We start from the raw sequence: 20,386 nt of genomic DNA on the forward strand, positions 1-20,386 counted from the left end.
CGGTCACCTCCAGCGGAACGGCCGGTACCGCGCCTGCTCGTCGAGCAGCCAGCCGCGCAGCCGCAGCGCCTGGCGGCGTACCAGTTGGTGGTAGGTCGGCTGGTCGGCGGGGGCCGGCCATTCGCGGGCCGGCATGGCCAGCCGGGCCTGATACCGCGAGATCAGCGCGGACGTCGCGCCGGGTGTCAGGTGGGTGCCGTCGAAGTCGGCGTCGGTCACGGTACGCAGACCGAGCATCGCCAGCACGGTGCTCTCCAGCAGCGCCGGCCGCCACTCCTCCATCAGGTCGAAGGCGAGCGTGGGCCGGCCCCGGCTCGGAGTGTGCAGGAACGACAGGTACGGGTCGAGCCCGGCGGCGAGGATCGCCCCGTGCACGGTTTCCCGCAGCAGCGCCGAACAGTAGTTGATCAGCGCGTTGGTCACGTCGCGGCGGCTGCGGTCGCGGGCGGCGAACCCGTACTCGGCCGGGGTCATCACCCGGATAGCCCGGAAGTACGCCCCGGCCGCCGCGCCTTCGATGCCGATCAGCTGCGCCAGGTCGGTCGCGGCGCTGGCGGCCTGCTCGAACTCGGCGAGCCGGGTCACCGCCGCCCACACCGTCGCCGGGTCGCCGCTGCGTTTCGCGCGGCGGCGCAGCAGCGTCGCCTGGTTGGCGATCTTAGCGGGGATGACAGCACGGGCCAGGTCGAGCCGGGCAGCCGGGTCGCGGTGCCGGTCGAGTTGACGCAGCCGGGCGGCGATGTGCCCGGCGGTGGGCGGTTCGAGCCGGCCGAGCGGTCGGCCGTTGCGGCTGAGCAGGATCAACGGGATGTCGTGGGCGAGCATGCTGTGCATTGCGTGCGGGGTGACGGTCACCCGGCCGGTGGTGACGACCTCGCCGACCATGGTCAGCGGCGCGGAGGCACGCAGCACACCGTCGCGGTGCACGACGAGCCGGCCGTCGCGCCGGCCGAGGACGCAGTCCGGGCCGATCACGTGGAACGCCTTGCCGATCATCGCCGGCTCCCGTTGCTGGCCGGCAGCTTGCCCCGCTGCGGCGTGTTGAGCAGCGGGTGCGTCCAGTCCGCGTTGGGCTGCTTGGGCCGACCGTGCTCGCCGTCGAACACCCAGCCGAGCATGCTGAACCCAGCGTCGAACGTGGTGATCTGCGTCTTGCCCGGGTGCAGCCGCAGGTTGAGCGCGGCCAGCTCGGCACCGATCTGCCGGGCGCCGTTGACCGCCGCGTCGAGGTCGAGGCAGAACAGCGCCAGGTCGTCGGCGTAACGCACCAGCCGGCCGTGCCGGCCGTCGACCCGGGCGTCGAACTCACGCAGGTAGAGATTGGCCAGGGTCGGACTGATCGGCGCGCCTTCGGGAACACCCCGACCCCGGGTACGCAGACCGGCGGCGGTCAGCATCGGCGCGGTGAACCAGCCGCGTACGATCCGGCTGACCGCCGGGTCGGCGAGACTGCCGCTGACCATCTCGTGCAGGAGCTGGTGGTCGACGCTGGCGAAGAAATCCGCGATGTCCGCGCGGACCACATAGCGCAAACCCTTGTCCCGGTACGCGAGAGCCATCGTCAGCGCGTCCACCCAGGAACGACCCCGCTGGTACGCGAAACTGACCTCGGCGCGGCGGGTCTCCCACCGGTCGCCGGCGACGTGCAGGAAAGCGCGCTGGGCGACCCGGTCGGCGACGGTCGGAATGCCCCGGTCGCGGCGCTCGCCACCACGGGTGACGGTCATCAGTCGAAGGGGTTGCGGAGTGTATTCGCCGCTGCGCAGCAGCGCGGACAGCGACTCCAGTCGTGGGCCGAGGTGGTGGGCGAACTCGGCGACGGTCACGCCGTCCGCTCCGGCGAGTGCGGTGCCGGCGGCGACCCGCGACCAGGCGGCCCACAACGTCGGCTGGTCAGACATCCGACTCAACAGCCGGGAAGGAGAGGTATTCATGCCGAGATCGGACGGACGAACTCCGATAGAATCGGTGGCATCGACGTTACCGCCGAGATCAACAGGAGCTTATGTCCGGAAATGCCCCTTGCGACAACCTCCGACACGCCCGGGATCCCGGATAGGTTGGCGGAAAGATCCCAAAGTGAACCTGAGCTGCGAAAACTTGCCCCACGGAGATCATTTGAGGCTTCCCCAAGATCATGATCAACAAGAGGTTGCCCCCAGAGCACCATGTTTGCCCAGCTCAGACCGCCCGACATTTCGGACACGGTCCCCGGACACACGAAAACCGCGCCGGATTGAAACCGGCGATGTTCTCGTAGAACAATCGCGACGGCAGGGTCCCCGGACACACGAAAACCGCGCCGGATTGAAACCCCCCGCGGCTGACACTGAAGGAGTGCCCCCAGGTCCCCGGACACACGAAAACCGCGCCGGATTGAAACTGCCGTTGTCTTGGGCCACTGTTGACCTTTCGTCGAGTCCCCGGACACACGAAAACCGCGCCGGATTGAAACCAGCGAGAGCCATTTCCTTTCCTTCCTGTAGAACGGGTCCCCGGACACACGAAAACCGCGCCGGATTGAAGCACTTTCAGTCTGATCTGGAGAACGGCGGTACGGGTGGTCCCCAGACACACGAAAACCGCGCCGGACTGAAACCTTGAACTGCGCGTTGGCCTCGATGTACGGGGGGTCCCCAGACACACGAAAACCGCGCCGGACTGAAACCGCCCCATTGGGGTCAACGGGGCACCAGGTTGCCGGGGTCCCCAGACACACGAAAACCGCGCCGGACTGAAACCGCCGCCGAAGCCGTCTTCGCGTCGGGGAACTGGGGTCCCCAGACACACGAAAACCGCGCCGGATTGAAACTTGTTCCCCTCAGAGCGAAGCACAAGCTGCAGTTCGCGCAGTCCCCAGACACACGAAAACCGCGCCGGATTGAAACTGCAGGAGCACTTGGACAGCGCCACTCTACGCGAGGGTCCCCGGACACATGAAAACCGCGCCGAATTGAAACCCCTCCACCGAAGAACAGTGCCACTCCACGGTACAGGTGTCCCCGGACACACGAGAATCGCGCCAGATTCGGGCAAGCAAATGCCCGTCGTGGTGTCCGCGAGTGGCAAAGCCACGACGGTGCAACATTGATCCCGATGCACCGCAGCGCGTGATCCCGTCCAGGGGAGAAAATCCCGTGACGGGATCACGCGAAGTCGCATCGGGTCTATCGAGAGACAGCGTCAGTCGGGCTGGGATCAGGTGTCGTGGTGGCGGGACTCGTTGCGGGGGCCTGGCTCGCCGGGTGACGGATATCGGGATGGCTGGGTGTTCGGGCTCGGTGATGCTCCGGCAGCGTCGTGGGCCGCTGGTGGCGCGGTGGTCCGGGCCACCGACGGTGGGCCGGCGGCGTCGCTGAGACCGCGTGGTGAGTCCGGCCCGCAGGCCAGGCACTCCGGGTCGCGGTCGGCGTCCAGCACCGCCGTTTCGTTCGCCGCCGCGTCCACCAGCAGATACCGCACCGGTGGCCGCCACGGCGAGACATAGTTCAGCAGCTCGCCGACTGCGTACCCGGCGATGATCTGGTTGAGGAAAACCACGCTGGGCGTCGGCTCGGCCGGATCGTCGACCCGGTAGCCGGCCGCCCGGCGTGCAGCGGCCAACCCGGGATCAAGCTCGGCATCCACCAGACGCGGGTCGTAGCCGGACAGGCAGAGCAGGCACGGGCCACCGGGGCGGACCACCGCCAGATGCCCGCCGGCTTCCAGCCGTACCCGGGAATTGGTTTCTTGGTTGTGGTCGTCGGGCGGCTCCGGGCGGGGTGCCGGCCCCAGCTCGACCCCGACGTCGAGATAGCAGCGGGCGTACTGCACGGCCAGCCGGTTCAACGCCCAGCGTGGCGCGTGCCCGTCAACCGCGCCGACGATCACCTCGGCCGGGCGCACCTGCTGCCAGACGACCGGGTCGAGGATGCTGCCGGCGATGCCGCGTACCCGTACCTGCGGGTTGATGGTCCGGACCGTGCGTGCCGCGACGGTGACCTTGGTCGCCGCCCGCGCCACGTCGGCCGGCTTGGCGCCGACCAGACGGTTCAGGTTGGTGGCGGTGACCGTGTCGGGGTCGACCAGCAGCAGGCCGCCCACGCCCAGGTGGGCCAGCGACTGGACGACCTGGCTGCCGACACCGCCGAGGCCGACCACGGCGACGGTCAGCTCGGCGAGCCGGCGCTGCGTGTGCGGGCCGAACGCCCGCACCTGCCGGTCGTAGCGGTCCGCCGGGGTCGGCCCAGTGGCACCGGCCTGCGGGTCCGGCCCACCGGCCGGTGCGGTCAGGATCGGCGTGGTCAGAATCGGCACAGTTTCACCTCGGTCAGGTCGTCGTCGCCGAGCAGCACCAACCGGTCGAGCATCCGCAGCGTCCCGTCGTCCGGGTCGGTGTACGCGCCGGCCACCGACGCCTGCCCGAGCACCACCGACGCCACACCGACCGGCGGCGCGGCCGGCATCCGGTCGAGGAACTCGGTGTGCGTCTGGCGCATGTTCTCCACGTCCAGGCCGGAGAACCTGACCGTGTCGTCGGCGAACGGATGACTGTGCACGTCGACCAGGGACAGGCCGGTCTCGAAGCAGGCGATCAGCACCTCCCGGGTCAGCCAGGCGGCGACTTCGATCCGTACGCCGTTCTGCACCGACAGCGCGTCGTCCGGGATCGGGATGGCCCGGGTGACCAGCAAGTCGGTGACGGCCCCGGCGCCCCACGGGTCGGTCCACCGGCCGGCGCGGGCCAGCAGGTAGGCGCCGCGTTCGTCGTCACTGTCGCGCAGATGCCGCCGTACGGTGTCCCAGGTGTCGTGGCTGATCCGCAGCACGCAGGACATCAGTCGACCGTGCCGAGGTAGGTGCGGATCGCCTCGACGTAGCTGACCAGCGAGTCGAAACGCGGATCCCAGTTGCGTTCCGGGTCTTCCAGGCAGTACCAGCGGTAGCCCAGCTCGGCGTATCGGTTCTTGTAGGCCGAGAAGTAGTGGGGCGGTTGCACGAGCGCGCGGCCGTCGCGGCGGCGCAGGTGGTCGCCGAGGAAGAAGCCGTCCGGTGCGGTCTCCGGGTAGGTGGCCGGCGGCACGATCAGCACGGTGGTGCGGTCCGGCTCCCAGTGCGGCGGGAGCCGGAACTCGGGGATGTGCAGCCAGGATTCGTCGTCGGCGACGGTCAGCCCCGGGTACGCGTACGCGAGCTGGGCGGCTTCGTGGCGGATGCGCAGCCGCCTCGGGTCGAGCGTCGTCATCGCCTTGGAGTGCCGGGCGTGGTGGGTGAACTGCTGCTGATCGGCGACGCGGATCCGCTGGTCGTCGGGGACGATGACGTTGCGGTCGTCGTCCTGGCGGACCAGGACCCGTTCCTGCGGCAGGCCGGCCGCCCGCTTGATGTCGCGGCCGGACAGCATGTCGTCGATTACCGGTACGTCGACCCCGTTGATCCTGATCGTTTTGCCCATGTCGTCCTCCGGTTGCCGGGGTTGCTCCTACCTGGAACAGATGGACGAAGTGGCAGCGCAGTCCACCAGCTGGACGTGTGTGGACGGTCACCGGCTTTGGATCGGCCTCCAGTTGCTACCATCGAGTAACCACACGTATGGTAGTTGCACGAACACCAGGGGTTAATCTCACTGGCTGCCGCGACCATCGTCCACGGCTCTCGGGCCGGCGCCCTGGGCGGTCGCTCCCCACCACATCACGACACCGGTGTCGTCCGGCGGGCACCCAGCCCGCCTGCTCATCCACCCCGCTGTTCTCCTGCGTCGCAACGGGAGGCACCTCGATGGACACCGCACTGCGCTCACCGGAAGACCCGAACGACACGTACGCCTGCTTCCTCCTCGCCGTCGTCCGCGCCATGACCCACCACCTGGGGATGGTCATCGCCCGCACCGTGCACGGCACCAGCCACTGCGTCGACAGCCCGCGCGCCGCCAACCGGTGGCTGCACCTGTGCGCCAACTGCGCCGACGTACGCGACGAGCACATCCGCCGCCAGTTCGACCGACTGCGGCGCAATGCCACCGTCCACGGCACCGCCAGCGGCAGCGCCCGCACCGGCGTCGGCGGCCCCAGCCGGATCGAGGAGATCAACCAGGTGGTGTCCTTCCTCTACGGGCCACAGGCGTCGACGGTCGACCCGGACGCCGCTGGCGCGGACCTGCTCCGCTACGCCCACCACCCGAACCGGGCCAACGCCGACATCGCACCCTGGCTACGCGCCATCTACTGGCAGTTCGTGCACCAGGACCAACGCCAGGCCATCGCCGAGCTGCGCCGCCGGTCGGCGACCGCACGCGGCATGCACGCCCGCCCCGAACGGGACCTCACCACCGCCCGCTGGGCAGCGCCGCTGGCCAACGACCCGGTCGGCCTGGACCTGCTGATCAGCTTCGTGATCGGGCTGCGCGACTAGGTCTCCGACCCGTGGCGGATCCCGCACGCGGCGGCCAAGCACGGACTCACGGACCAGCAGGTACGCCTGCGTCTGACGGCGGCCGTCGACCAGCTCCGACGGATCAACCCGAGTTTCTACGAGGCGAACGTCGCCGCCGCACTGCACCGTCGCGCCGACCGGCTCGACCCGTGCGACGACCTGCCGGGTGCCCGGCCGATCCGCGGCACCGCCCCGGGCGACCCGGCCGAGCGGTACGCCGACCCGGCGACACTCCCCAACGGCGTCGCCGCCGCCAAGTGCTGCTGCGGCTACTGGCCAACCCGGCCGTACGCCGCAGCGGGCTGCCGAAACTGCTCGCCGAGATGTGCGATGTCGCGCTCGAACGATCCGCCGTCGACCTGGAGAAGTCCTGCGCGCGACGACTGCGGCTGCCGGCCGGCACAGCCCGTCGGCGACTGGAAATCCTCGCGGTCCTCGTCGCCGGTGCCGGTGTCGAGTGGCTGGACGATCTCCTATCGGAACCGCCCGGATAGTCCGGTATCCGGGGAGTGGGTGGGGCGACGGAAACCCACCGCCGCCCCACCCACTCCCCTATTCCATCACTGTGGACGAGCGAATAGACTGGAGCCCGGCAGGCCCACCAGAGCCACCCAGGGAGGTGATTGGTCCGGAATGCCCGTTGCGACAACCCCCGACACGCCCGGGATCCGGGGTAGGTTGGCGGAAAGATCCCAAAGTAAACCTGAGCTGCGAAAACATGGTCTTCGGAGATCATCTAGCCACTCTCCAAGATCATGATCAACAGGAGGTTGCCCCCGAGAGCCCCTGTTTCCGCAGGTCAGACCGCCCGACATTTCGGACACGGTCCCCAAGCACACGAAAACCGCGCCGGATTGAAACTTGACCGCTGCCCCATTCTTTTGGGGATCCACAGTCCCCAAGCACACGAAAACCGCGCCGGATTGAAACCTTACACGTGCCGAAGCGCACGCACGTGGCCATGGTCCCCAAGCACACGAAAACCGCGCCGGATTGAAACTTCACCAGGTTGATGGAAAAGGCGTACCCCGGTCCCCAAGCACACGAAAACCGCGCCGGATTGAAACCTCCCGCACCGCTTCGTCAGCGGTGGGAACGGCGGTCCCCAAGCACACGAAAACCGCGCCGGATTGAAACTGCCACACCTAGCACTGCTCCGGCTGCTGCCGGTGGTCCCCAAGCACACGAAAACCGCGCCGGATTGAAACTGATGCTGTTACCGTTCTGAGTACAGGCTCGGAACGGGTCCCCAAGCACACGAAAACCGCGCCGGATTGAAACTTGGGCATTTCTTCACCTCCTCTCGGTTGAAGAACGGTGTCCCCAAGCACACGAAAACCGCGCCGGATTGAAACCTCCCTGCGGGCCGGTGATGAAGGACTGGCGGAATGTGTCCCCAAGCACACGAAAACCGCGCCGGATTGAACCAGCCCCGGCGGGCCGCCACCACTACCCATAGTCCCCAAGCACACGAAAACCGCGCCGGATTGAAACTGGCAGGGCCGCCCTCCATCCCCCCCCCACGATTGAGGTCCCCAAGCACACGAAAACCGCGCCGGATTGAAACCGTCCCCGATCTTCGCCTTGACGGCGGCGTTCACGACGGGTCCCCAAGCACACGAAAACCGCGCCGGACTGAAACCTGGCCACCAGATTCAGTTGACCTGCAGCTCTACTCGCTGGACACAAGGTGAAGATCACTTATTTGATTCTTGCGACGCTGGCCGGCCTTGTCGGGGCCGTATTCGGTTCGTGGCTGGGTTGGCAGACGGCAGGGCCGACCACCGACACGGCGGCAGCCCGACAGGTGGCCGCTGTCGCGTTTCCCGGCGTCGAGGTGAGTGAGCCGACCCGAAACGGTGACCGGCACGGATTTCCGCCGGCTGTCGACAGTGCCTGGACCCTGCTCGTCGGAGGTGACGGCTACGTCGCCGGAACCGTCACCCTGCCGTTGCCGTTCGGTCCGGCGTCGACCTCCGACGGCCGTCCGGTCAGCGAGGCGGTCGACCGGCTCACGGCTGCCGGTTGGGATGCCGAGCGATTCCGCGCCAACGGCGACTACGACGCTTTCACGGCGACCCGGGACGGTGTCGCCGTGCGTCTGTCTGCGCGGGATGCTACGAGCTTCGTGATCGACGTTGGCCGCGCGCGGCCGTGGTGGGTCTGGCCGCTGGCGGTCGCCGGATTCCTCGTCGCCCTGATCACCACGTTGCTTGCCCTCCGGCAGCTCGATGCGCACACCAGCGGACGCGCCTGGGTCCGGGTCGTCGCCGTCTCCTTGCTCGGAGCTGCCACCGTATTGAGCCTGCCCGCTCTGGCGGTGGGTGGGCTGGCCGCCAGCCATGCAGCGATCACCGGCGGCGACCCGTGGGCGCCGCCGTGGCTCGGCTTCACGATGGTCGGCCTGCGCCCGATGGCGTGGCTGGCCGGGCTGCTCACCGTCACGGCGGTCCTCGTCGCCGCTGCGTCACCGACGCGAACGCCGGCGACCGCCCGGACACCGGGCCGGGGACGCCGTACCGCAGAAGGGTCTGATCCTGCTGCGGCATAGTTGTGCCGCAGCAGGCATCAGCCACATTCAGGGTTCAGGGCTCGCGGTTGAACAGCCGTTTCGACCAGAGGTATCCGCCGAGCGCGATGGCCGTGCACCAGGCGAGCGCGATCCACCCGTTGCTGCCGACCGGTTCGGCCATCAGCAGGCCGCGCAGAGTTTCGATGATCGGGGTGAACGGCTGGTACTCGGCGAACCAGCGCAGCCCGGCCGGCATCGAGTCGGTGGGGACGAACCCGCTGCCGAGCAAGGGCAGCAGGATCAGCGGCATCGGCAGGTTGCTGGCGGTCTCGACGCTGCGGCTCACCTGGCCGAGCGCGACGGACAGCCAGACGAGCGCGAAGGTCACCACCAGCAGGAAACCGGCGGCACCCAGCCACCCGACCGGCCCGGCGGTGGGCCGGAAGCCGACCAGCAGCGCGACGCCGACGACGACCGCCACGCTGACCGCCGCCTGGATCATGCTGCCCAGGACGTGTCCGGTCAGCACCGAGACACGGGCGATGTGCATCATACGGAATCGGCCGATGATGCCTTCGGTCATGTCCATCGCGATCGAGATCGCCGTCCCCTGGACGGTGGTCGTCACGGTCATCAGGATGATCGCCGGTGCCACGTAGTTGACGTACGCGGCGCGCCCGCCGGCCCCGCCGCCGGGGAGCGCCCCGCCGGGCATCATGGCGCCGAGTTGGCCGAGCCCGGCGCCGAGGGTGCCGCCGAACACGTAGACGAACAGCAGCAGGAAGACGACGGGCATCCCGACGAGGGTCACGGTCATCGACGGGTATCGCAGCATGCGTCTGAGGTTGCGGCGCAGCATCGTCGCCGAGTCGCGCAGCGGGTGGGTACGCAGGCCAGCGGCGACGGCGGTGGCCGGGCCGGTCAGGGCGTGGGCGCTCATCGGGTGGTCACCTTGTCGTCGTCGGTGGGTTCGCCGGTCAGGGCGAGGAAGACGTCGTCGAGGTCGGGGGTGTGTACGGACAGTTCGTCGACTTCGACGGCGTGGGCGTCGAGCCGGCCGATCAGGGTCTTCAACGCCTGCAGGCTGCCGTCGCTGGGCACCCGCAGGGCGAGCGGGTCGGGGTCGCGGGTGACCTGACCGAGTGAGTGGGATGCCTGGCCGAGCGCTCCGGGTGTCTGGCCGGGTACGCGGGTGGCCGTGTCGAGTACGCGGGTGGCCGTGTCGAGGCGTCGCTGGTCGGCGAAGCGCAGCCGGATGTGCCCGCCGGGGATGCGGCGTTTGAGGTCCTCGGCGGTGCCCTCGGCGACCACCCGCCCGTGGTCGAGCAGCGCGATCCGGTCGGCGAGTTCGTCGGCTTCGGCAAGGTACTGGGTGGTCAGGAAGATGGTGACGCCGTCGACAACCAGGTCCCGGACGATCTGCCACATGGTGCGCCGGCTGCGCGGGTCGAGCCCGGTGGTCGGCTCGTCGAGGAAGATCACCCGGGGGTCGCCGACCAGGGTCATCGCCAGGTCGAGCCGCCGCCGCATGCCGCCGGAGTAGGTCGACGCCGGTTTGCCGGCCGCCTCGGTCAGGTCGAACTGGTCGAGCAGTCCGGCGACGCGCCGGCGGCGGTCGGCCCGGCCGAGGTGGTGCAGGTCGGCCATCAGTCGCAGGTTCTCCGCGCCGGTGAGCAGGTTGTCCACCGCCGAGAACTGGCCGGTGACGCCGATCGCGGCGCGTACCGCGTCGGGGTCGCGGGTGAGGTCGTGCCCGGCGACCCGGGCGTCCCCGGCGTCCGGTCGGATCAACGTGGACAGGATCTTGACCGTGGTGGTCTTCCCGGCGCCGTTCGCGCCGAGCAGCGAGAAGACCGTTCCCGCCGGTACGTGCAGGTCGATGCCGTCGAGCACGACATGATCGCCGTACGCCTTGCGGAGCCCGGTGGCGGCGATCGCCGGCCGGGGCTGCGTGGAGTGCATAGTCGCCCTCTCTTCGAGCAAGGAGTGGGTCAGGAGCGGCGGATGGTGATGTCGCCGTAGGAGACGCGGCCGCGTACCTCGACGGTCTCGTCGGCGTCGTCGGGCCGGGTGGCGGTCTCCAGCAGGTTGTGGACCTGCCCGAAGTCGGTCTTCACTTCCAGCCAGGCGGCGGTGCCCTCGGCGATGCCGACGTCCAGGTTGCCCATGGCGGTGCCGAGCACGACCGAGCCGCGCACCACCTCGCCGAGGCGGATGCTGCCGTTGGACGTCTTCGCGTCGACGCCGGCGCCGGCGCGTTCGACGCGGATGTCGCCGTTGGCCGCCCGCACCCGTACGTCGCCGGTGACCGCGTCGATCGTGGTCTCGCCGTTGGAGTTCTTGACCACGGCGGTGCCGTCGATCTCGCCGATCTGGATCTTTCCGGAGCCGGTGGTGATCCGGGCGTCGCCGGTGACGCCGTCGACGGTGACGTGGCCGGCCGAGGTGTCTACGCGCAGCGGGCCGGTCAGTTCCAGCCAGGCGTTTCCGGCGGCGGTCCTGACCCGGCACTGCCCGAGCCGTCCGGTGCAGCGGACGTCGCCCAGTTGCGTCTCGGCGGAGACCTGGGAACCGCTGGGCAGTTGGATGGATACCTCGACGGACCGGGTCCGGCGGGAGAAGTCGAAGGCGGGTGATTTCGGGGCGGTGATCCGCAGGGTGCCGTTGGCGTAGTCGACGCGTACCCGGGCGGCGGCGGCCACGTCGGAGTCGTCGGTGTCGTCGCTCGGGCGGACCTCGACGACGGTGTCGGTGCGCTGGGTCGCGGCGATCTGTACGTTGCCGCTGACGAGTTCGAGGGTGACGGAGATCGGCTCGGGCGTGTCGAAAGTAGGCATGGTTGTCCCCGCATCATGGTCGGTGGGTCGTCCCCGCAGGTCGGGGACGTGAGGTGTGGAGAGTGGACCGTTAGTGGGAGGGAGCGCGGTGCGGCTAGCGCACCCAGCCGGTGAAGGTCTGCGTGCTGCGTTTCCCGGTGCCGCGTTCGTCGCGGCGCCGGTCCCGGTCGGGCCGCTGCAGACCGGCGGCTGCCGCCCGGACCAGCCAGGCGTTGACCGAGCGCCCCTCCTTGGCGGCGGCCTCCTCGACCACAGCCTTGAGCTGCTCGGGTAGGCGTACGTTGATCCGCGTCACCGGGCCGTCCTCGGTGATCAGCAGGTCGTTGTCGGGTGGGCCGTCGGCCGTCGCCGCGCCGTCCCCGGCGGTGGTCCCGGTCGGTTCGGCGGGTGGCGTGGTGACGACGAAGTGCGGGTCGCGGCCGCGTAGCCGCAGCTCCACCGAGCCGGGTGCCAGGTCGCGGGTGATCTCGTCGGCGGCGGCCGACAGCGCGTCCAGCAGGGTCATCCGGATCGCCGACTCGAGCGACCCGGTCAGGCGCTCGACCAGCGCCCGCGCCTCGTCTCCGCCGGTTTCGGCGAGGGTGGCGAACTCCCGCCCGAGGTTGCTCACGTACGACGTCAGGTCCATGGTGCCATCATGGCACAAGATGGCACCACCGACAAGCCATCGTGACATCACCATGATGCCGCACTGGCACCTTGCGGCACCTGAGCCGAGGAAGTGACGCTGCGGCCGACAGACGAAAGCTGCGCGGCACCCACCGGCCGGTGGGTGCCGCGCAGCCCTTGTCGATCAGCTGGCGGTGCAGCTCAGCGACGACACGTTGGCTCCGTTGTTGCCCGAGCCGATGAAGCCGAACGTCGTACTGGCTCCGGCGCCGAGCGACCCGTTGTAAGAGACATTGCGTGCGGTCACGTTGGCACCGCTCGACGTGACCGTGGCACTCCAGGACTGGCTGACGGTCTGCCCGCCGTTGAACGTCCAGGTGACCGTCCAGCCGCTCGACGTTGATCCGGCGGTGACCCGTACCTCACCCTGGAAGCCACCTTGCCACTGCCCGATCACCGAGTACGCCGCCGAGCACGACGGCCCGGTGGACGGCGGCGGGGTCGTGCCGCCACCGCGGAAGGTGAACTCGTCGACGTCGAACAGGTAGCTGGAGCCGCCAGTGAAGACGAGGAACAGTTGCTGCGTACCGCTGGGTGGGGTGAGCGTGCCGGTGACGGCGGTCCAGGTCTCCCAGTCACCGGTCGGGCTCACGGTGGCCGTACCGATGACGGGTCCCGACGCCGAGCCGGTCCGCAGCGAGATGGTGCCGCCGGAGCCGGCCGAGGCGACCCGGGCGGGGAACGACGTGGCCCCGGCCAGGTTGTACGGGGTGAACGAGATCCAGTCGCCGTTCTCGATGTAGCCGACCGCGCTGCCGCCGTGGGCGGAGGCCTTCTCCACCAGGGTGGTGCCCTGCTGGTCGCCGTAGTGCTCGGCCTGGCGGGTCCGGGGCTGCAGCACCGTCTGCGTCGAGGTCACCGGGATGGTCGCGCCCACCGGGGTGTACTCGGCGATCATGACTCCGAAGATGTTCGCATTCGGGTCGTGTTCGCCGTCCTCGGTGGTCTGCAGGGTGCCCGAGCAGCCGGTCGCGCTGGAGATGCCATGGGCGTGGCTGTCGTGCCCGAGCAGATAGTTGACCTTCACCCGGCTGCAGTCGATCGTCGACACGTCCGGGTCGGTGACCGTCACCTCGAACGGGATGGCGTCACCGAACTCGAACAGCCGGCCGTTGCGCGGTAGGTCGAGGGTGACCGTCGGCCGGCCCACCCCGATCACCACGCTCGCGGTGGCGCTGCGGCCGGTGCTGTCGCGCACCGTGAGCGTCGCCGTGAACTCGCCGTTGCTGGTGTAGGTGTACGACGGGTTCGGCTGCGTCGAATCGGTGCTGCCGTCCGTGGTGAAGTCCCACGCGTACGTGATGGCGTCCCCGTCCGGGTCGCTGGTCCCGGCCGAGCTGAACTGTACGGTCAGCGGCGCGTTGCCGGTGGTCGGGTCGGCGGACGCGGCGGCGATCGGCGATCGGCCGCCGCCGGAGCCGGTGACCGTGACCGTCTTGATCCACCGCCGGCCGAACTCGCCGATGAACACCTTGCCGTCCATCGACGCCGGGAACTTCACGTCGGAGGCGAGCGAGGCGTCGTAGTTGTAGACCACGGCGTCCATCGGAGACAGGCTGCCGCAGCACAGCTCCGGCGGGTTCTGCTCGCCACCGTACGGCAGCCAGGCCCGCTGGGACGGGGGCAGTTGGGTGATACCGGAGTTGTTCGGGGAGTTGTTCACCGGGCCGCCGGAGCAGTTGAACGGTGCACCGGAGGGGCCGGACGGGAACGTGAAGTCGATGTACGGCGTGTTGTAGTTCGAGCAGTACGGCCAGCCGTAGAAACCGGGCTGGGCGATGCGTTCGAACGCGACATGGTTCGCCGGCCCGCGGTTGGGGTCGGCGGTGCCGGCGTCCGGCCCGTACTCGCCGAGGTAGACGACGCCGGTCGCCTTGTCCACGGACATCCGGAACGGGTTACGGAAGCCCATCGCGTAGATCTCCGGCTTGGTGTTCGCCGTGCCGGCCGGGAACATGTTGCCGGCCGGGATGGTGTACCCACCGTTTGCACTCGGCCGGATCCGCAGCACCTTGCCCCGCAGGTCGTTGCTGTTGCCGGCGGTACGCTGCGCGTCGTACGCCGGGTTGCGGTTGGACCGTTCGTCGATCGGCGTGTAGCCGCTGGAGTCGAACGGGTTGGTGTCGTCTCCGGTCGACAGGTAGAGGTTGCCGTCCGCGTCGAAGTCGATGTCACCGCCGACGTGGCAGCACATGCCGCGGCTGGTCGGGACCTGCAGGACCGTCACCTCCGACGCCCTGCGACGCCGAGCCGGTCGACGGCGCGTCGCCGCCCGGGGTGGACAGCGGCGGCGAGTAGTACACGTAGACCCATCGGTTGATGGCGAAGTTCGGGTCCACCTTGATGCTCTGCAGACCTTCCTCGTCGTGGGTGTACACCGGGATGGTCAGCGCCACCTTGGTGTTGCCGGCCGCGTCGGTGTAGCGGATGGTGCCTTCGCGGGAGGTGTGCAGCACGCCCCGGTTCGGCAGCACGGTCATGCCCATCGGCTCGCCGACCTCGGCCACCCCCTTGGCCAGGGTGACCTGGCTGTAGCCGGGTGGTATCTGGCTGGTCGAGCAGTTGCCGGTGACCTGCGCGGCGTACTGGATGCCGCCCAGCACGTGGCGGCGGAAGTTCGCGTCGCTGAAGCTCTCGTTGGTGTGGCCCATGCCGGTGTACCAGGAGCGGCCACCGTCGTAGCCCCGGCACCACGCGATCGGGTGGTCGCTGCCCATCGTGCCGCCGGTGTACGTGCTTTCGTCCACGGTGGCCAGGATGTGGTTGTCCGAGCGTGGGTTGGTCCGGTAGTTGTACCGCTCGTCGTAGCGGTTCCACGCGGTCGGCAGCCCGGCGGTCGACGGGTGCGAGCTGTCCTCGATCCGTACGGTGGCGTTCTGGTTCGCCGGGTGGCTGGCGAAGTACGCGCCGACCAGGTCGCCGTACGGGCGGGCTCGCCAGGGCGGCCCTGCTCGCCTTCGCCCGGGGCGACACACGATGCCGGCTCCAGGTCACCGCGTCGCCATCGAAGGCCGTCGTTGCAACCCTACGGGAGCCACAAATTGGAAGTCAATGGATCTGCAACAGCCCGGACGGGCCCAGCGGTACGCCCGCCGGGACCACGTCCTTCCATTACGACCTTGGTACGTCGTAATCTCTGTCGATGGAAGCGCTCCCACGATCGCCCAACCCACGACAGGAGAACCTCTACATGCCGTCGATACGGACACGGTGGGCCGCCACAATGGCGGCCGGCCTGCTGCTCGGAGCGGTCGCCGCCGTCCCGACCACCCCCGCCACGGCAGCCGCCGCCCCACCGGCTGCCCGCACCGACACGTCAGCCACCACATCAGCCACAGCCACCACATCAGCCGCGGCCGCGGCCGCTCAGGCCGTACCGGCGAACGACTGGCTGCACACCGACGGCAACACGATCGTCGACGAGGCCGGCAACCAGGTGTGGCTCACCGGGGCCAACTGGTTCGGCTACAACGCCACCGAGCGGGTCTTCCACGGCCTGTGGTCGGCCAACATCGAGGCGGTCACCCGCGCGATGGCACAGCGCGGCATCAACATCGTCCGGGTGCCGATCTCGACCCAGCTGCTGCTGGAGTGGAAGGCCGGCCAGCCGCTGGCCCGGCCCAACATCAACGCGTACGTCAATCCCGAGCTCGACGGGCTGAACAACCTGCAGATCTTCGACTACTGGCTCGACCTGTGCGAACAGTACGGGCTGAAGGTCATGCTGGACGTGCACAGCGCCGAAGCGGACAACTCCGGCCACCTCTACCCGATGTGGTTCAAGGGCTCGATCACGCCGGAGGACTTCTACCAGGGCTGGGAGTGGGTGGCCGAGCGCTACCGCGACAACGACACGATCGTCGCGATGGACATCGAGAACGAGCCGCACGGCACCCCGAACGACCCGCAGCGGGCCAAGTGGGACTCCTCGACCGACCAGGACAACTTCAAGCACGCCTGCGAGACGGCCGGCCGACGGATCCTGGCGATCAACCCCGACCTGCTGATCCTCTGCGAAGGCATCGAGGTCTACCCGCGCCCGCACGCCGACTGGGACTCCCCCAACACCAACCCGGACCTCAGCCCGAACTACTTCTACAACTGGTGGGGCGGCAACCTGCGGGGCGTCGCCGAGCACCCGGTCGACCTGGGCGCCAACCAGGACCAGCTGGTCTACTCCCCGCACGACTACGGCCCGCTGGTATACGAGCAGCCGTGGTTCCAGGGCGAGTTCGACAAGGCGTCGCTGACCGAGGACGTGTGGCGGCCCAACTGGCTCTACATCCACGAGGACGACACCGCGCCGCTGCTGATCGGCGAATGGGGCGGCCGGTACGGCCAGGACGCCCGGCAGGACAAGTGGCTGCACGCCCTGCGCGACCTGATGATCGACTACGGCATCCACCACACGTTCTGGTCGCTGAACCCCAACTCCGGTGACACCGGCGGCCTGCTGCTCGACGACTGGACCAGCTGGGACGAGGTCAAGTACAACCAGGTGCTCAAGCCGGCACTGTGGCAGCACGACGGCAAGTTCGTCAGCCTCGACCACCAGGTGCCGCTCGGCGGGGCCGGTTCCACCACCGGGATCAGCCTCGCGCAGCGCTACAGCGACGGCGGCGGGGACGACGACGTGACCGCGCCGACCGCGCCCGGCCAGCCGACCGCCAGCGACGTCACCGCCGACTCGGTGACGTTGACCTGGGCGGCGTCGACCGACAACGTCGGCGTCACCTCGTACCAGGTGCTGCGGTCGACCGGCGGTGCGCCGGCCACCCTGGTCGCCACGGTCTCCGGCACCGCGTACACCGTGTCCGGCCTGACCGCCGAGACCAGCTACACGTTCACGGTGCGGGCCCGCGACGCCGCCGGCAACGTCTCGCCGGCCTCACCGGCGCGGACGGTCACCACCGCGGCCGACGACGGCGGCCCCGGCGACGACGGCTGCACCGCGACGTACACGGTGACCAGCAGCTGGCAGGGCGGCTTCCAGGGCAGCATCGAGGTGCGCAACACCGGCACCTCGGCGATCTCCGGCTGGACGCTCACCTGGACCAACCCGAGCGGTACGTCGATCGGGTCGCTGTGGAACGGCCGGTTGACCACGTCCGGCGGGGTGAACACGGTACGCAACGAGCCGTACAACGGGGCCCTCGCGCCGGACGCCGCCACCACGGTCGGCTTCGTCGGCTCCGGTCCTGGCACCACGCCGACCGATCTGAGCTGCACCGCGTCCTGAGCGAACCCGAGTTCGGACCGAATCCGGACCCGATCCGCTGCCCGACCCCGACCGGGTCGGGCAGCGGATCCCCCGGCCCGTTGGCGCCGGTCTGCTTGAGTGGGGGCACTCACCGACCACACCAGACCGAGAGGGTACGCCGGCCGATGCCCACCCAGATCGTCGTCTCCCTGGTGCCGACCGCCGCCACGGCGGTCCCGCCGCCGCACACCGGCCCGGCCGTCTACGCCGCGTTCCTCAAAGCGGTCCGCGCCGTCGACCCGGAGCTGTCCGCGATCATGCACGACAGCCCCCGGTACAAGCCGTTCACCCTCAGCCCGGTCCTCGACGAGCAGGGCCGGCCACCGTCGACACCGGGGCAGCCGGCCCGGATCGTGGCCGGCCTGCTGATCGACGCGTACGCCGCCCCGGTGCTCGCCGCGCTGCACCACGCCGCCGGGCATCAGATCGCACAGACCCGGTACCGCACCGTCGACGTCGCCGTGCACGCGGTGTCGTACGCCGAGCTGGCCACCGGCGCCGACCCGGCCGCCACCACCTGGGCGTACGACCTGCTGACCCCGGTCGGGTTCGCCACCGGACGCGGGGACGGTGCCCGCCGCCAGCGCCCCTGGCCGGACGCGGAGCGGGTGTTTACCAACCTGACCCGGCGCTGGGACGCGTTCGCCGGGGAGGTGGCGTTGCCGACGTCGGCGGAGCCGGCGGTCGTCGACCATCTGGAGGCGGTCGACGCCCAACTGCGGATGGTCACGCACCTGGTGGAGCCGGGGCAGCGTAACCCGCAGCACCGGTTCCGCCGGGGCACGGTCGGCTCGGTGACCTTCCAGTTGGCGGAGGCGTCGGGGGTGCCCGGCGACGCGCGGCGGGCGGTGGACGCCCTGGCGGCGTTCGCCAGCTACGCCGGCTTCGGTGACCGGACCGCGATGGGCATGGGCCACGTCCGGCGCAGACTCAGCCCGCCCCCGCAGCAGTGATCCACTTCGGCTCATCGGACTGCCGCCCGGCGTGTCGGGTCGATGAACCGCAGCGGATCAAGGCCAGCCGGTGACGACCGTTGGCCGGGTCTGCCGCGTACGCGGCAGACCCGGCCAACATGGTCAGGGCGAGGTCAGGACGTCAGTGCGAGTAGCCGCGCGTGGCGATCCAGTGCGCCAGGGTCTCGGTGCTCACCCAGTAGTGTTCGGCGCCCAGGAAGGCCGGGTCGGCGATCTTGACAGCGTCGCCGCCCTCGCCGTAGCCGACCACGGTCACGTAGTGCCCGCCCGGGTACGAGTGGGTCCGGCCGTCGACGTCGCTCACCGTACCGATGATGTTGGCCACCACGGCTCGGCCGTCGTCCACGGTCGCCCGCACGTCGTCGCGCAACTGGTCGATCTGCGCCTGGCTCGCCTTGGACGCCTCGATCGCGGTGGTCCGGTACTTGTCGTCGCCGGTGAGCTCGTTGAGCACCCGGGTGGTGTCCGCGGCCGAGTCGGTGCCGGCGACCGTGGTGCCCAGCCTGCTGGCCACCTCATCCTGCGACAGTTCGCGGCCCTGCGCGGTCAGCGCGATCCGGGTCGCGGCCGGACCGCAGTAGTAGAAGTTCGGCTGCCGCTCGTAGCGGATGTCCAGCAGCCGGCCCTCGCTGGACCACCCGCCCTGGTCGGAACTGGCGGCAGTGGTGGTCAAGCTCGTGGTGTCCGAGGCCGGGGCAGCCTGGGCTGCGGCAGCCGGACCGGCCACCACACCGCCGACTACCAGCAGACCGGCGACGGACATTGCGGATCGGTGAAGAACGGTGGTCATCTGCGGATCTCCGTTCCGGGAGGGTGCGGAAGATCCGGGCACTGATCGTCTGGCAACGGCCCGGACCCCGCGAACGGGACAATCGGTCAGTCGGTGCCCAGCGCGGCGGTCAGGGCTGATACCACGCCCATTCCCGACCGCGCCCAACGCCCCGCGTGCGGAAATCACAACAACGCGTACGCCACGGGACGCACCGGGTAACAACCGCAGCGGGGCGGCCGACATTCCGCCGTCCCGCCAATCAACCGGAGATCAACCGCCGATCGCCGGTCGCTCGGCAACATCGTTGAAGATCTGGTCCTCGAACGCGAGCAGCGTCGAGCCGACAGCCTTGATGAATGCGAAGTTCAGCCCTCCGCCGACCACCGCTCCGACGATCGGCACCGCCTTGCCCAGAGTGCGCGCCGTGAGCCGTTTGAGCAGTTCCTGCGCGACCCGCAGGGCGAGGAACTCGACGCCCTTGATGCCCAGTTCCACCCCGATCGAGAGTCCGACGATCTTCATGAACTCGGGGAAGCTGACCGCGTACCGCCCGGTCCGGTGGTAGATCACCGCGAGGGTGACCCGGAACTGCTGGGCGATGGTGTTGGCGAGGTCGGCGGGGATGCCCAGGGCCAGCGTCACGCCGCCGCCGAGCCCGGCAGCGGCCCCGGTGCCGGCGGCCAGACCGGCGCAGTAGTTGATGTAGCCGTTGATTCCCATCGAGTCGACTTTCTCCTTGATCTTGAACCCGTCGAGATTCTTGTGAACAAACTGGAAGGACTTCGCCAACGCACCGGCAGAGTTTGTGTTCACCGTGACCACCTGACCCGCAAATCTTGTCGTCAGACCATCGGATGCCGACTGATCGATCGGCACCTCGACGGTATTCGACGACGAAGCCCAGCGGCGAGAGCAGTACGTACAAGCGCGACAGTCAGCCGTACCGTCAAA

Annotated in this window: 18 protein-coding genes and 1 CRISPR repeat array; of the genes, 5 read left to right on the forward strand and 13 right to left on the reverse strand. The window is 69.3% G+C overall.

Going from position 1 to position 20,386, the window contains the following annotated elements:
- Nucleotides 1-3: 3 nt before the first annotated feature.
- The 5 genes from cas1 to O7610_RS11075 all read right to left on the reverse strand — a co-directional run bounded on the left by cas1 (nt 4) and on the right by O7610_RS11075 (nt 5,434).
- Nucleotides 4-996, reverse strand: a complete 993-nt coding sequence (gene cas1 / locus O7610_RS11055; RefSeq protein ID WP_289213206.1) for a CRISPR-associated endonuclease Cas1 — start codon at nt 994-996, stop codon at nt 4-6.
- A complete protein-coding gene (locus O7610_RS11060; RefSeq protein ID WP_289213207.1) occupies nt 993-1,934 on the reverse strand; it encodes a reverse transcriptase domain-containing protein in 942 nt (313 codons plus the stop codon). Before O7610_RS11060 ends, cas1 begins: the two co-directional genes overlap by 4 nt.
- A 1,264-nt stretch (nt 1,935-3,198) precedes the next feature.
- The gene (locus O7610_RS11065; RefSeq protein ID WP_289213208.1) at nt 3,199-4,296 is read right to left on the reverse strand and encodes a HesA/MoeB/ThiF family protein; all 1,098 of its coding nucleotides are present in this window, start codon (nt 4,294-4,296) and stop codon (nt 3,199-3,201) included.
- Nucleotides 4,284-4,817, reverse strand: coding sequence for a hypothetical protein (locus O7610_RS11070; RefSeq protein WP_289213209.1), 534 nt, complete (start codon nt 4,815-4,817; stop codon nt 4,284-4,286). Before O7610_RS11070 ends, O7610_RS11065 begins: the two co-directional genes overlap by 13 nt.
- Nucleotides 4,817-5,434: an E2/UBC family protein gene (locus O7610_RS11075; RefSeq protein ID WP_289213210.1), complete on the reverse strand. Its 618-nt coding sequence runs from the start codon at nt 5,432-5,434 to the stop codon at nt 4,817-4,819. The genes O7610_RS11070 and O7610_RS11075 overlap by 1 nt, the downstream gene beginning before the upstream one ends.
- A gap of 323 nt (nt 5,435-5,757) precedes the next feature.
- On the opposite strand from O7610_RS11075, the gene O7610_RS11080 reads away from it, so the two are divergent.
- The 3 genes from O7610_RS11080 (at nt 5,758) to O7610_RS11090 (ending at nt 8,962) form a co-directional block, all read left to right on the forward strand.
- Nucleotides 5,758-6,390, forward strand: a complete 633-nt coding sequence (locus O7610_RS11080) for a hypothetical protein (RefSeq protein WP_289213211.1) — start codon at nt 5,758-5,760, stop codon at nt 6,388-6,390.
- A gap of 278 nt (nt 6,391-6,668) precedes the next feature.
- A complete protein-coding gene (locus O7610_RS11085) occupies nt 6,669-6,905 on the forward strand; it encodes a hypothetical protein (protein ID WP_289213212.1) in 237 nt (78 codons plus the stop codon).
- A gap of 331 nt (nt 6,906-7,236) precedes the next feature.
- Nucleotides 7,237-8,053: direct repeats of the CRISPR family, unit length 36 nt; unit sequence GTCCCCAAGCACACGAAAACCGCGCCGGATTGAAAC.
- A 48-nt stretch (nt 8,054-8,101) separates the two neighbouring features.
- Nucleotides 8,102-8,962, forward strand: coding sequence for a hypothetical protein (locus tag O7610_RS11090; RefSeq protein WP_289213213.1), 861 nt, complete (start codon nt 8,102-8,104; stop codon nt 8,960-8,962).
- Nucleotides 8,963-8,996: 34 nt separating this feature from the next.
- On the opposite strand, the gene O7610_RS11095 is transcribed toward O7610_RS11090, so the two are convergent.
- From O7610_RS11095 to O7610_RS30630, 6 genes are all read right to left on the reverse strand, one after another.
- Entirely contained in the window at nt 8,997-9,863 is an 867-nt protein-coding gene (locus O7610_RS11095; protein WP_289213214.1) for an ABC transporter permease, read from the reverse strand.
- Nucleotides 9,860-10,885 carry an ATP-binding cassette domain-containing protein gene (locus O7610_RS11100; RefSeq protein WP_289213215.1) on the reverse strand — a complete coding sequence of 342 codons (1,026 nt, stop codon included), beginning with the start codon at nt 10,883-10,885 and terminating at the stop codon, nt 9,860-9,862. The genes O7610_RS11095 and O7610_RS11100 overlap by 4 nt, the downstream gene beginning before the upstream one ends.
- A 29-nt stretch (nt 10,886-10,914) precedes the next feature.
- Nucleotides 10,915-11,760: a DUF4097 family beta strand repeat-containing protein gene (locus O7610_RS11105; protein ID WP_289213216.1), complete on the reverse strand. Its 846-nt coding sequence runs from the start codon at nt 11,758-11,760 to the stop codon at nt 10,915-10,917.
- Between the two features lie 94 nt (nt 11,761-11,854).
- Nucleotides 11,855-12,388: a toxin-antitoxin system HicB family antitoxin gene (locus O7610_RS11110; RefSeq protein WP_289213217.1), complete on the reverse strand. Its 534-nt coding sequence runs from the start codon at nt 12,386-12,388 to the stop codon at nt 11,855-11,857.
- 165 nt (nt 12,389-12,553) lie between these two features.
- A complete protein-coding gene (locus tag O7610_RS11115) occupies nt 12,554-14,656 on the reverse strand; it encodes a carbohydrate-binding protein (protein ID WP_353850347.1) in 2,103 nt (700 codons plus the stop codon).
- Nucleotides 14,601-15,404: a ThuA domain-containing protein gene (locus O7610_RS30630; protein ID WP_353850348.1), complete on the reverse strand. Its 804-nt coding sequence runs from the start codon at nt 15,402-15,404 to the stop codon at nt 14,601-14,603. Before O7610_RS30630 ends, O7610_RS11115 begins: the two co-directional genes overlap by 56 nt.
- Nucleotides 15,405-15,652: 248 nt before the next feature.
- On the opposite strand from O7610_RS30630, the gene O7610_RS11120 reads away from it, so the two are divergent.
- Entirely contained in the window at nt 15,653-17,668 is a 2,016-nt protein-coding gene (locus O7610_RS11120; protein WP_289213218.1) for a cellulase family glycosylhydrolase, read from the forward strand.
- Nucleotides 17,669-17,814: 146 nt separating this feature from the next.
- Nucleotides 17,815-18,642, forward strand: a complete 828-nt coding sequence (cas6, locus tag O7610_RS11125) for a CRISPR system precrRNA processing endoribonuclease RAMP protein Cas6 (protein ID WP_281550663.1) — start codon at nt 17,815-17,817, stop codon at nt 18,640-18,642.
- 142 nt (nt 18,643-18,784) lie between these two features.
- Here the strand turns inward: cas6 and O7610_RS11130 are convergent, their stop codons facing one another.
- Both O7610_RS11130 and O7610_RS11135 read right to left on the reverse strand, forming a co-directional pair.
- Entirely contained in the window at nt 18,785-19,453 is a 669-nt protein-coding gene (locus tag O7610_RS11130) for a C39 family peptidase (protein ID WP_281550664.1), read from the reverse strand.
- 252 nt (nt 19,454-19,705) lie between these two features.
- On the reverse strand, nt 19,706-20,248 hold the full coding sequence (locus O7610_RS11135; protein WP_281550665.1) for a hypothetical protein: 543 nt from the start codon (nt 20,246-20,248) through the stop codon (nt 19,706-19,708).
- Between the last annotated feature and the right edge of the window lie 138 nt (nt 20,249-20,386).

Origin of the sequence: Solwaraspora sp. WMMA2065 (assembly GCF_030345075.1) — a bacterium.
Classification (GTDB): Bacteria; Actinomycetota; Actinomycetes; order Mycobacteriales; family Micromonosporaceae; genus Micromonospora_E.